Origin of the sequence: Kitasatospora purpeofusca (assembly GCF_036010405.1) — a bacterium.
GTDB lineage: Bacteria > Actinomycetota > Actinomycetes > Streptomycetales > Streptomycetaceae > Kitasatospora > Kitasatospora purpeofusca.
The window spans coordinates 5,664,756-5,676,832 of record NZ_CP108561.1 but is presented as its reverse complement, the minus strand read 5'-3'; the positions used below and the strand labels follow the sequence as shown (position 1 = coordinate 5,676,832).

The 12,077-nt window shown below is 74.3% G+C and carries 10 protein-coding genes and 1 tRNA gene; 2 read left to right on the top strand and 9 right to left on the bottom strand.

The genetic code is table 11. The features are described from left to right. Positions 1-15: 15 nt before the first annotated feature. The 4 genes from OG715_RS25005 to OG715_RS24990 all read right to left on the bottom strand — a co-directional run bounded on the left by OG715_RS25005 (position 16) and on the right by OG715_RS24990 (position 6,288). The gene (locus OG715_RS25005) at positions 16-1,428 is read right to left on the bottom strand and encodes a glycosyltransferase 87 family protein (RefSeq protein WP_266271152.1); all 1,413 of its coding nucleotides are present in this window, start codon (positions 1,426-1,428) and stop codon (positions 16-18) included. Positions 1,429-1,657: 229 nt separating this feature from the next. After that, entirely contained in the window at positions 1,658-3,142 is a 1,485-nt protein-coding gene (locus tag OG715_RS25000; RefSeq protein WP_266271151.1) for an amino acid permease, read from the bottom strand. A 252-nt stretch (positions 3,143-3,394) separates the two neighbouring features. Beyond that, positions 3,395-4,849, bottom strand: a complete 1,455-nt coding sequence (locus OG715_RS24995; RefSeq protein WP_407661016.1) for a penicillin-binding transpeptidase domain-containing protein — start codon at positions 4,847-4,849, stop codon at positions 3,395-3,397. Positions 4,850-4,956: 107 nt separating this feature from the next. After that, the gene (locus tag OG715_RS24990) at positions 4,957-6,288 is read right to left on the bottom strand and encodes an FtsW/RodA/SpoVE family cell cycle protein (RefSeq protein WP_266271150.1); all 1,332 of its coding nucleotides are present in this window, start codon (positions 6,286-6,288) and stop codon (positions 4,957-4,959) included. A gap of 201 nt (positions 6,289-6,489) precedes the next feature. Between OG715_RS24990 and OG715_RS24985 the strand changes: the two genes are divergently transcribed. Next, positions 6,490-7,806 carry a VWA domain-containing protein gene (locus OG715_RS24985; RefSeq protein ID WP_266271149.1) on the top strand — a complete coding sequence of 439 codons (1,317 nt, stop codon included), beginning with the start codon at positions 6,490-6,492 and terminating at the stop codon, positions 7,804-7,806. Between the two features lie 2 nt (positions 7,807-7,808). Next, the gene (locus OG715_RS24980; protein ID WP_266271148.1) at positions 7,809-8,681 is read left to right on the top strand and encodes a peptidase; all 873 of its coding nucleotides are present in this window, start codon (positions 7,809-7,811) and stop codon (positions 8,679-8,681) included. Between the two features lie 213 nt (positions 8,682-8,894). Here OG715_RS24980 and OG715_RS24975 read toward each other — a convergent pair. The 5 genes from OG715_RS24975 to moaC all read right to left on the bottom strand — a co-directional run bounded on the left by OG715_RS24975 (position 8,895) and on the right by moaC (position 12,005). Then, positions 8,895-8,968 (bottom strand) — tRNA-Ala (locus OG715_RS24975). A gap of 156 nt (positions 8,969-9,124) precedes the next feature. Beyond that, on the bottom strand, positions 9,125-10,222 hold the full coding sequence (gene sepX, locus OG715_RS24970) for a divisome protein SepX/GlpR (protein WP_266271147.1): 1,098 nt from the start codon (positions 10,220-10,222) through the stop codon (positions 9,125-9,127). Between the two features lie 150 nt (positions 10,223-10,372). Beyond that, a complete protein-coding gene (locus OG715_RS24965) occupies positions 10,373-10,981 on the bottom strand; it encodes a GNAT family N-acetyltransferase (RefSeq protein ID WP_407661015.1) in 609 nt (202 codons plus the stop codon). 14 nt (positions 10,982-10,995) lie between these two features. Then, positions 10,996-11,499, bottom strand: a complete 504-nt coding sequence (locus tag OG715_RS24960; protein WP_266271146.1) for a MogA/MoaB family molybdenum cofactor biosynthesis protein — start codon at positions 11,497-11,499, stop codon at positions 10,996-10,998. Then, entirely contained in the window at positions 11,496-12,005 is a 510-nt protein-coding gene (gene moaC / locus OG715_RS24955) for a cyclic pyranopterin monophosphate synthase MoaC (protein ID WP_407661014.1), read from the bottom strand. Before moaC ends, OG715_RS24960 begins: the two co-directional genes overlap by 4 nt. Positions 12,006-12,077 lie beyond the last annotated feature (72 nt).

Genomic DNA, 12,077 nt, shown 5'->3' with positions numbered 1-12,077 from the left:
CCGACCGGGCCCGTCCTACCTCACCGGTAGGGCGGGCCCGGCCTGGTTGAGCAGGCAGGCAGGCCGGACCGGCGGCCGGGCCCCGCTCCACCGCCGGGCCGCCAGCCGGGGCCAGATCACCAGCACCGCCGGCAGCGCCAGGTACCCGAACCGCCCGGCCGGGGCCAGCATGAAGGCGATCGCCAGCCCGGTGGCCAGCAGGTCGGCGGCGGCGATCGCGGAGACCGGCGGCCGGGCCAGCAGCCAGATCGTCACCCCGAGCCCGCCCACGGTCAGCAGCACCAGCGAGGCGGTGTGCCCGGTGGGCCCGAAGCCGGCCAGCACCTTGCCGGGCAGCGGGCTGCCGGCCGGCGTCTGGATCGCGGTCAGCCCGAGCGGGAAGCGCACCACCTGGTCCCGCAGCTGCTCGGCCCGGGTCAGGACGTAGGGCACCATCACGGCGCACGCCGCGCCGAGCGCGGTCAGCCCGGCCCGGGCCGCGGGCCGTCGGCCGTAGAGCCGCCAGAGCAGCAGGACGGCCACCGGCAGCGCCGGCCAGACCGTCCACTTCAGCGTCCCGGCCAGGGCCAGCACCAGTCCGGCGGCGATCGTCCGGTCCCGCTCGGCCAGCGCCATCGCCAGACAGCAGAGGCCGATCAGCGGCAGGTCGACCCCGCCGCCGACGAGCGCCAGCGCGACCAGCGGCGAGGCGGTGAGCACGGCCAGCGGCAGCAGCGGGGCGCGGTCCCGGTTCGGCCGCAGCAGCCGCCAGCTCGCCAGCAGACAGGCGACGAAGGCCAGCGCGAACCAGATCCGGGCGTCTCCGGCCAGCCGGGCGAGCGCGTTGCCGTCGCCGAACAGCGCCCTCGGCACCCCGAACAGCGACATCGCCGGCAGGTAGGGGTTGTAGTCGGTGACCACCACCGGGTCCGGCAGGTAGGGGCTCCCGGTGCTGAAGAGCAGCCGGGCGGAGCGCTCGACCACCATCACCTCGGACTGGTGCCGCCCCTGCAGCACGAGGACCACCAGCGGCACCAGGACGGCGCCGAGCAGGGCCGCGGCGGCCGCGGCGCGGGCCGCGAGCCGGCGCGGGAGCAGCAGGCAGAACACCCCGGCGAGCAGGTAGGCGGGGGCCGCGAGGGTGCCCCACAGCCGCTGGTTGGGGAGGTCGGAGACGATCGGGAATCCGGCCGCCCAGCCGGCCGCGACCAGGCAGCCGAGCAGCTGGACGCCCCGGTGTCCGGCGAGCCGGGCCGGATTCAGCCGATCGGGCGGGGACGGCGGGCCCTCCTCGCCACGCTGGCGGGGGAACGGCGGGTGGCCCCGGTCGCCGGGCGGTCGTCCGGCTCCGATCGGGGGCACGGCCGGAACGGGCGCCGTCGGCGTCGCGCTCCGGCCGGTGGAGCGGCCGCGCGGGCGGGAGAAGCCGGGCGTGCGGGTGCTCACCATGGTGGAAGGTTAGGGCCGGGGGTGGTGCCCTGTCGCCATGCGGAGGACACGAGTGTCCGGCGCCACGGCCCCGGACTCCGCCGGGAACAGCGGAGGGGACACCGGCGGGCGAACGGCCGGGAACAGCCGCGGGAACGCCCGTGCGGACACGGCCGGGGCCGCCCGGGGAAGGCTGTTCCCCCGGCGGCCCCGTCCGCGGTCGGCCGACCCGCTCGGACCGTCGACCCGCTCAGACCGCGGAGCCGGCGTCGGCCCGCTCCGCGGCCCGCTCCAGCTTGGAGTGCTTGATGCTGTAGCCGAAGTACACGGCCACCGCGACCACCAGGGCGACGCCGCCCGCCATGAAGGTGTCCGCGTGCAGCCCGGTGATCAGGTAGACGCAGAAGCCGACGCTGGCCAGCGGGACGACCGGGTAGCCCGGGACGCGGAAGCCGCGCGGCAGGTCGGGCTGGGTGCGGCGCAGCACGATCACGCCGATCGAGACCACCGAGAAGGCGATCAGGGTGCCCAGGCTGGTGATGTCGGCCAGGCGCGCCAGCGGGACGAAGGCGGCGAGCACGCCGACGCCCACGCCGACCACGATGGTGTTCCAGACCGGGGTGCCGGTGCGCGGCGAGAGCTCGGCGAAGCGCTTGGGCAGCATGCCGTCGCGGCCCATCGAGTACAGGATGCGGGTCTGGCCGTAGATGACCACCAGGGTGATCGAGAAGATCGAGACGATGGCGCCGATCGCGAACAGGATCGCGGGCCAGCTCTGGCCGGTGATGTCCTGGAGGATCTGGGCGAGGCCGGCCTCCTGGCCGTCGAACTTCTGCCACGGCTGGGCACCGATGCCGGCCAGGGCCACCAGGATGTACAGCACGGTGACCACCACCAGCGAGATGATGATCGCCATCGGCAGGGTGCGCCGGGGGTTCTTGACCTCCTCGCCGGCGGTGGACACGGCGTCCAGGCCGATGAAGGAGAAGAAGATGCTGGAGGCCGCGACCTGGACGCCGCCGATGCCCAGCGGCATGAACGGGGTCAGGTTGCCGGAGTGGAAGCCGGTCAGCGCGACCCCGATGAACAGCAGCAGGATCAGGATCTTGACGGCCACCATGGCCGTGTTGACCTTGACCGACTCGCTGACGCCGCGGATCAGCAGGAAGCAGACCATGGCGACCAGCAGCAGCGCCGGCAGGTTGAACCAGTGGGTGTCGTCGGGCGCGCCGGCGATCGCCTCGGGGATCCGGAAGCCGAACGCCAGGTCGAAGAACTTGTTCAGGTACTCGGCCCAGCTGACCGCGATCGCGGAGGCCGAGACGCCGTACTCCATCAGCAGGCAGATGCCGACGGCGAAGGCCACGCCCTCGCCGAGGGTGGCGTAGGCGTAGGAGTAGGAGGAGCCGCTGACCGGGATCGCGGAGGCCATCTCGGCGTAGCAGAGCGCGGTGAGGCCGGCGGTGACGGCCGCGATCACGAACGAGAGGATGACGGCCGGGCCGGCCGACGGCACGGCGCTGTTCAGCACGAAGAAGATGCCGGTGCCGATGGTGGCGCCGATGCCGATCGCGGACAGCTGCCAGAGCCCGATCGAGCGACGCAGGTGGATGCCGGAACGGCCGCCCTCCTCGGGCGCCCCGGCGGGCGGGCCCTCACGGCCTTCGCTCTCGGCGATCAGGGTGGAGACGGGCTTGCGCCTGAGGAGGCGTGCGCCGAGCGTGTTGGGGGCCAAAGCGGGAGTGTCCTTCTAGGCGGGGGAGGGTGTCCTAGTGGCCGGTCGCTCAACACACCGAAGGGTGTCATCGGGGACCAACCGAACAAAGATGGGACAGTACCGCGCGAAAGCACCAGTGTCGCAAACGAACAGTCACGGCGCGCGCATTGTACGAACCGTCGCATCGGCATGTACAAACCGGACACTTCGCAAACGGCGGATCTCTCGTCGAGCGGATAAAGCGGCAGGTCACCACAGCCGGTAAGGGGCTCATCGGGCCAGCACCGCCTGCATCACGGCCCGCGCGACCGGCGCCGCCAGCCCGCCGCCCGTCACCTCCGTCGCGTCACTGTCCGCGACCACCACGGCGACGGCCACCGGCGGCACCCCTGCCGAGCCGGCCGGCGCCGCCCAGGCGATGAACCAGGCGTACGGCGTCCCGGTGTTGTCCACCCCGTGCTGGGCGGTGCCGGTCTTGCCGCCGACCACCGCGCCGTCGATCCGGGCGGCCCGGCCGGTGCCGTTCTCCACCGCGTCGACCATCAGCCGCCGCACCTGCCCGGCGGTGCCCGGGCCGACCGCCTGCCGGTACACGGACGGCCGCACCGACCGCACCACCGTGCCGTCGGCGGCGGTCAGGCTGTCCACAAGCTGTGGACGCATCACGGTGCCGTTGTTGGCGATGCCCGCCGCGACCATCGCCATCACCAGCGGGGTGGCGGAGGTGTCGAACTGGCCGATCGAGGAGAGCGCCAGTTGCGCCTCGTCCATCCGGGTGTCGAAGTTGGACCTGGCCGCCCGCACCGGGGTGTCCAGCCGGGCCTCGTTGAAGCCGAAGGACTCCGCCGCCGTCACCATCCGCCGCAGGCCGACCTCGGTCCCGAGCCGGCCGAGCACGCTGTTGCAGCTGAGCACCATCGCCGTGGCCAGCGACTGGTCCGGCTCGTCGCAGGCCGCCGAGTCGTTGACCAGCGGCACGGAGGTGCCCGGCAGGAGGTAGGGGTGCGGGGTGTCGGTCGGCGCGTCGACGTCGGTGACCACCCCGCTCTCCAGCGCCGCCGCCGCGGTGACCACCTTGAAGGTCGAGCCGGGCGGGTAGGCCTGGCGCAGCGCCCGGTTGAGCATCGGCCGGTCGGGGTCGCCCTGGAGCCGGCTCCAGGCCTCCCGGTCGTCGACGGAGGTGCCGGCGAAGCTCCCCGGGTCGTAGGAGGGGGTGGAGGCCAGCGCCAGGATCCGCCCGGTGGCCGGCTCGACCGCCGCGACCGCGCCCTTCTGCCGGCCGAGCCCGCGCACCGCCGCCTCCTGGACGGCCCGGTCGATGGTGGTGCGGACGTCCCCGCCGGGGTTCTGCCGCCGGGCCACCGCGTCCCACACCGCCCAGCTCGCCAGCCGGCTGTCGGTGCCGGAGAGCAGCGCGTCCTCCGTCCCCTCCAGCTGGCTGTTGCCGTAGGTCTGCGAGGAGTAGCCGGTGACCGCCGCGTACAGCGGCCCGTCGGTGTAGGTGCGCTTGTAGTCGTACCGCCCGCCGGTGGGCTCGGAGCCGGTGACGCTGTCGGCGCCCACCCGGATGCTGCCGCGCGGCTGGGAGTACCGCTCGACGACGAGCCGCTGGTTGGCGCTGTTGTGGTTCAGCTCGTCGGCCCGGAACACCTGCACCCGGGTGGCCTGGACGCACAGCGCCACGGTCAGCAGCAGACAGAAGGTGCCGGCCCGGCGCCCGGTCACGGAGATCCCCGGCAGCCCCTGCGGTCCGCCGCCCGGCCGACCGGCACCACCCCCGTCCTCGGCCCCGCGCCGACCGCCCCCGCTCCCCCGTCCACGCCCGCGCCCGCTCACCGGCCATCCCCCGGGGCGGGCCGCCGGGCGATGTCGCTCATCCGCACCAGCAGCGCGACGATCACCCAGTTGGTGACCACCGAGGAGCCGCCCTGGGCGACGAAGGGCAGGGTCATGCCGGTCAGCGGGATCAGCGCCAGCACCCCGCCCGCCACCACGAAGACCTGCAGGCCGACCAGCGCCGCCAGCCCGATCGCCAGCAGCCGCCCGAACGGGTCGCGCAGCGCGATCCCGGCCCGGAACCCGCGCGACACCAGCAGCGCGTACAGCAGGAACACCGCGACCAGCCCGGTCAGCCCCAGTTCCTCCCCGATGGTGGCCAGGATGAAGTCGGACTTCGCGGCGAAGCCGATCAGGGCCGAGTGCCCGCTGCCGAGCCCGGCGCCCAGCTCGCCGCCCCAGGCGAAGGCGAACAGGGACTGGGCGATCTGGTTGGCCCCGTGCCCGGCGGCGATCGAGCCGAGCGGGTCCAGCCAGTCCCCGACCCGGCTGTGCACGTGCGGCGAGAGCCAGCCGACCCCGACCGCCGCGACCGCCGCCAGGAACAGCCCGATGGCGATCCAGCCGGTCCGCGCGGTGGCCACGTAGAGCATCACCACGAAGAGGCCGAAGAACAGCAGCGAGGTACCCAGGTCGGTCTCCAGCACCAGCACCCCGACGAAGGCCGCCCAGATCGCCAGCACCGGCGCGAGCACCCGCCCGGGCGGCAGCCGCAGCCGCCACACCCGCCGCCCGGTGAGCGCCAGCGCGTCCCGGTGCACCGCCAGGTAGGCGGCGAAGAAGACCGCCAGCAGGACCTTGGCGAACTCGCCCGGCTGGAAGGAGAACGGCCCGAAGGTGATCCAGATCCGCGATCCGTACACCGGCGGGAAGAAGATCGGCAGCACCAGCAGGACCAGCGCCACCAGCGCCCCGATGTACGCGTACCGCTGGAGCCGCTTGTGGTCCCGCAGCAGGAGCAGCACCAGGACGAACAGCCCCACCCCGAGGGTGGACCAGAGCAGTTGGGTGGGGGCCGCGCTGCCCGGGGTCGCCCGGTCCAACCGGTAGATGACGACCAGTCCGAGGCCGTTCAGCAGCACCGCGATCGGCAGCGGCAGCGGGTCCGCGTACGGCGCCCGCCAGCGGACCGCGCCGTGCGCCAGCAGCGCGAGCACCCCCAGCGCGCCCCCGTACTCGCCGGCGTCGGCCGGCACCGTGCCGTCGAGGTTGAGGCCCACCTCGGCATAGCCGAGCACGGCGGTCAGCACGGCGGCGAGGACGAGCGCGAGCTCGGTGTTGCGCCGGGTCGGCCCGGTGCGGCGCGGCCGGCCTGCGGTTCTCGTCACGGCGGAGGGTGTCGCCACGGGCCGTCCTGGGGGGTCGGGGCTGCGGGCGCCGCCGGGACGACCACCGGGGAGGACGGGCGGCGCCCCCGTCACCTTCGCCACCCTAACGAGCAGTGTGCGGGTATTCCGCCCGGTTCACCCGGTGTGTCCCGCCGCATCTCGCGTTGGCCACGGCGAACTGATGGTCCCTAGGATCGACGCGTGATTACCGGACGACGACCGAAGGCCAGGCTCGGCAGCCTGCTGGCCGCCCTGGCGATAACGGGCGGGGCGCTGCTCAGCGGCCTGCCCGCCCATGCCGACGAACCATCAGCCGGCCCAGCCGGCAAGGAGGCCCCGCGGGTCGATCTCGTACTGGATGTCAGCGGCTCCATGCGCGAGGCGGACATCCAGGGCAAGACGCGAATCTCGGTGGCCCAGCAGTCCCTGAGCGACGTCATCGACGCCCTGCCCGCCGAGACCGAGTTCGGCATCCGCACCCTGGGCGCCAACTACCCCGGCACCGACAAGGCCCAGGGCTGCCTGGACAGCAAGCAGCTCTTCCCGGTCGGGAAGACCAACAAGACCGAGGCCAAGACCGCCGTCGCGACCCTGCGGCCCACCGGCTTCACCCCGATCGGCCTGGCGCTGCGCGGCGCCGCCCAGGACCTCGGCAAGGGCGAGACCACCCGCCGGGTGGTGCTGATCACCGACGGCGAGGACACCTGCACCCCGCCCGACCCCTGCGACGTGGCCCGCGAACTCGCCTCCCAGGGCATCCACCTGGTGGTCGACACCCTGGGCCTGGCCCACGACGACAAGACCCGCCAGCAGCTGCTCTGCATCGCCAACGCCACCGGCGGCACCTACACCGACGTGCGCACCCAGGAGCAGCTCACCGAGAAGGTGAAGCAGCTGGTCGACCGCTCCAACGACACCTACACGGTCGCCCCGGTCAAGACCGCCGGCACCGACAAGTGCGAGTCCGCGCCGGTCCTCACCCCGGGCGTCTACAGCGACCGCGAGAAGTTCTCCGAGCACCGCGTCTACCGCGTCCCGGTCAAGGCCGGCCAGGAGCTGCGCGCCTCGGTCAGCGTCGCCCTGGACCGCCCGGTGGCCCGCGACTACGGCGTCCTGCTCCAGGCCACCAGCACCACCGGCCAGGAGCTGGTCCGAGGCACCGACGCCGGCAGCAGCCGTACCGACGTGGTCTCCACCGGCCTGCGCTGGTCGGCCGCCGCCTCCAAGGGCTACGCCACCGCCACCACCTCCGCCTCGCCGAGCGGCAAGCCGGAGACCAACGTCTGCCTGGTCGTCTCCAACTCGCTGGCCCCGCAGGCCGGCGCGGCGGCCGACCCCGGCCTGCCGCTGGAGCTGACGGTCGACCTGACCGCCGCCTCCCCCGCCCCGGACGGCCCGGCGATGGGTCTGGGCCGAGGCTGGATCCTGCTGCTGGTGCTCACCCTGGCCGGCCTGCTGACCGGCCTGCTGTTCGGCTGGATCGCGCGCTGGCGGATCGCTGTCTGGCAGGAGAACTGACCATGCGTACGACCTTCCTCCGCACCGCCGCGGCCGCCCTGGCCGTGTTCCCGGCGCTCCTGCTCGCGGCCCCGGCCGCCACCGCCGCCTCGCCCTCGCCGAGCGCGAGCGGCACCCCGGCCCCGGCCAACAAGGCCGGCACCTCCTTCCTGACCGCCGTCAACCTGGCGCCCGGCCAGGACGCCAAGGTGGACGTCTCCACCGGCGACTACCTGTACTGGGCCTTCGGCGCCGCCGAGGGCCGGACCGCCAAGGTGGACCTCACGGTCTCGCTGGCCCCGTCCGCCGACCGGCACGGGCCGCAGACCTGGAACGTCGAGGTGTTCGACGGGCTGCGCCGCCGCCAGTCCTGCACCGACGGCACCCAGAACGCGACCGCCGAGCAGGCCGCCGGCTCGCTGGCGCTCAGCTGCACCCTGCGCGAGGTCCGCTCCTGGGCCGAGCCGTGGTCCGGCGACCCGCTGCCCGGCACCTACTACGTCCGGCTCTCGGTCGGCGACGCCCCGCAGCCCGACCTCGGCCTGGCCGCCGCGGTGCAGCTGCGGGTGACCGCCAAGGGCGACGAGGACAACGCCCAGCCCGAGGGCGGCGAGCTCAAGGCCCCGCTGGTCCCGCCGGCCGGCGGCGGCGCCGCGACCGCCAAGGCGGCGGCCCCGGAGGAGTCCGAGGAGCACTGGTACACCGGCTGGTTCTCCGGCTGGAACAGCCGCTGGTTCTGGACCCTGGCGGGCGGTGTGCTGGCCGCTCTGGCGGGCGTCGCCGGCTACACCCTGACCCGCCACCCGCGCGGCCGCCGGCCGGCCCGCTACGGCTCGGTGCCGCCGCAGTCCGGCGCCCCGCAGCCGGGCCCGTACGCGGGCTCCGGCCAGTCCTGACCCGCCCGGACCCCGAGGGCCGGACCGGAGACCTCTCCGGTCCGGCCCTCACCGCTTCCCGGTCGCCCGTCCCCGCACCGGTCCGCGCGTGATCCGTCTCACACCCCGCCGGAACGGCGCCCGGACACCCCCGCTGACCCCCCGTCGGCCCGGTGCACCCCCACAACGCAGAAGTCCCGCCCGATCTTTCGATCGGGCGGGACTTCCGTTGGGTGGAGCTGAGGGGATTCGAACCCCTGACCCCCTCGATGCGAACGAGGTGCGCTACCGGACTGCGCCACAGCCCCAACAAGAAGAAACTTTAGCACTTCCCGGAGGGGGTCCGTGACCACCTTCCTGGTGACGCCCCTGCGGCCGGGCGGAACGGGGGCGGACCGGGGGCGGAACGCGAAGAGGCCCCCGACGGCGGGGGCCTCTTCGCGGACGGTCGCGGACCGTCGGTGCTACTCGTTGGCGGCGCGGGGCCGGGACTCCGGGGCGGACGGCTCGGCGTACTGGTCGAAGAGCGGGGTGCTCCGGGACTCGACCGGGCGGCCGGCGGTCCAGGTGCCCGGCGCCGACAGGTCGAGCCCCCGGTTGACCCGGGGAGCCACCGGCGCGGTCACGTAGGTCGGCAGCGGGACGGGCACCGGCTCCCAGGAGTCCGGGCCGGCCGCGCCGCGCTCCCGCATGCCGTCGACCCACTCCTCGTGCTCGGTGACCTCCGCGACGGCCGAGGCCGAGGCGCCGGAGGTCCCGGTCGACATCCCGGCAGCGGTCCCGGCAGGGTTCGCCGCAGAGGCTGCCGCAGGAGTCCCGGCGGAGGCCGCCCGCACGGCGTCCGCCTCGGTGGCGAGCCGCAGGTGCGGGCGTCCGCGCCCGGGGGCGGGCGTCCGGGGCTCCGGCCCGGACGCCGGGGCCGGCGCCGGGGCGGCGGCCGCACGGCCTGCCTCTGCCCGCTGCTGCTCGCGCTTGCGCAGCCGCTCGGCGGCCTGGGCCGCGCGGGTGCGGTCCAGCTTGACCGCGTACCGCTGCCGCTCCAGGCGCCGCAGGTGCCCGATGTAGAGGGTCAGCAGCGCGGCCGGGACCGCGGGGACCCAGAGGAAGGCCAGACCGGCCACGGCCGCGACCACCGCTCCCAGCGCGAAGGCCAGGAACAGCGCGGTGACCATCCGGCGCCGGCGCGCCAGCAGCCGGGCCCGCCGCTCGGGGCCGCCGCTCGGGGGCGCCGGCCTCGGCTCGGCCCGGTCGCGCTCCGCCGACCGGGCCGACGCGGGTGCGTCCGTCCGTCCGGCGGGGGCGTCCGCGGGGTCGTCGGGGGCGGCCGCGTCCCGCTCGGGGGGGCCGTCATTGCTCTGCTCGTCGTCACGCGGTTCGTCACCCAGGGCCCGGGACGCCCGCCGCTCCAGCGCCGAACGCCCGGCCAGCAGGCGGATGGCGGTGCTGAAGCGTTCCGTCGGGCGCGCCTCGTTGAGCTCGTCCTGCCTGCGGAGCCACATCGGCACCAGATAGGCGGCCCAGGCCCCTACGATGACGGCGTAGATAAGGCCGCTACTGCTCACGATTCACACCGTACGGGCGTGCAGGAGGGGCCGGTAGCAATTTGGCACGGCGTGTCGTGTGATCAAGCTGATTCTCCGACTATTTTGCCGGTATTTGTGCCCGTCCGTCGTCGCGTCGATGCCATATCGATATTTCATTCGAACATACATTCAATTATGTGGTCGTCGGCCCGAGCTGAGGGAACGCCAGCGTTCGAGCATCCCCTCCGGGACCTCCTCGGCGGCGAGTGCGAACACCAGGTGGTCCCGCCAGTCGCCGTCGATGTGCAGATAGCGCGGCCGCATTCCCTCCGAGCGGAAGCCGAGCTTTTCCACCACCCGCCGGCTCGGGCCGTTCTCCGGCCGGATGCACACCTCGATCCGGTGCAGGCCGAGAGCGCGGAAACAGTGGTCCACCGAGAGCGCGACGGCGGTCGGCATGATGCCCCGCCCCGCCACCGCCTCGTCGATCCAGTACCCGACGTTGGCCGAGCACATCGACCCCCAGGTGATTCCGCCGACGGTCAACTGGCCCACCAGCCGGCCCCGGTACAGCACCACGAAGGGCAGCATCCGGCCCGCCGAGGCCTCGGCCCGCAGATAGCGGACCATCTGCCGGAAGGTCGGGCGCGGGCCCGCCGCCAGGCCGGCCGGGCCGGGCGGCACGGTGGCCTCCCAGCGTCGCAGCCAGTCCCGGTTGCGGCGGCTGACCTCCTGCCACTCGCGCTGGTCGCGGGCCCTGATCGGGCGCAGCACGACGTCCCCCTCGTGGAGTTCCACCGGCCAGCCGGCGTTCAGTGCGCGCTCCCGGAAGCTGCCGTGTCGGGCCGGGGGTGGTCCCCGCCGCCGAGCTGGTCGACGGCGTGGGCGAGCAGCGGGGCCAGGACGGCCAGGCCGTCCCGGACGCCGCCGGTCGATCCCGGCAGATTGACGACCAGGGTACGTCCGGCGAGGCCGGCCAGCCCCCGGGAGAGCGCGGCGGTGGGCACCGTGTCCCGTCCGTACGCCCGGATCGCCTCGGGGATGCCGGGAATCTCCCGGTCGAGCACCCGGGCGGTCATCTCGGGGGTGAGGTCGTTCGGCGAGATGCCGGTGCCGCCGGTGGTCAGCACCACGTCGTAGCCGGCCGCCACGGCCTCCCGCAGCACCGCCTCGACCGGTTCGCCGTCCGGGACGACCCGGGGGCCGTCGACCTCGAAGCCCATCGCCCGCAGGCCCTCGACCAGCAGCGGACCGCCCCGGTCGGCGTAGACGCCGGCCGAGGCGCGGTTGGAGACGGTGACCGCGAGGGCTCTCATTCCTCCCCCTCCGGGGCGGTCGGGGCGGTCCAGTCACCGCTCTTGCCGCCGGTCTTGCTCAGCACCCGGACGGACTCCACCGCGGCGCCCTTGTCGACGGCCTTGACCATGTCGATCACGGTGAGGCCGGCCACCGCGACGGCGGTCAGCGCCTCCATCTCGACCCCGGTCCGGTCGGTGGTCCTGACGGTCGCGGTGATCTCCACCGCGTCGTCGGCGACGGTGAGCTCGACCTTCACCCCGGAGAGCGCGATCGGGTGGCAGAGCGGGATCAGCTCGGGCGTCCGCTTGGCGCCCATGATCCCGGCGATCCTGGCCACGGCCAGCGCGTCGCCCTTGGGCACTCCCTCGCCGCGCAGCAGCTCGACCACCCGCGGGGACACCCGGACCCGGCCCGCCGCGACGGCGGTCCGGGCGGTCACGTCCTTCGCGGAGACGTCGACCATCCGGGCCGCGCCCTGCTCGTCGACATGGGTGAGGCGGTCGCCGGGGGGTGAGGCGGTCACGGGTGGCTCCAGGGGGGCGCGCAGGTCGAATACCGCGCTACCGTACCCCCCGTCCCGGTCCGGGCGTGGGAG

What these genes read in the sequence shown, in the direction of transcription:
- OG715_RS25005 (WP_266271152.1), bottom strand. Translation starts at nt 1,428, where the DNA reads ATGGTGAGCACCCGCACGCCCGGCTTCTCCCGCCCGCGCGGCCGCTCC.
- OG715_RS24980 (WP_266271148.1), top strand. Translation starts at nt 7,809, where the DNA reads ATGCGTACGACCTTCCTCCGCACCGCCGCGGCCGCCCTGGCCGTGTTC.
- OG715_RS24960 (WP_266271146.1), bottom strand. Translation starts at nt 11,499, where the DNA reads ATGAGAGCCCTCGCGGTCACCGTCTCCAACCGCGCCTCGGCCGGCGTC.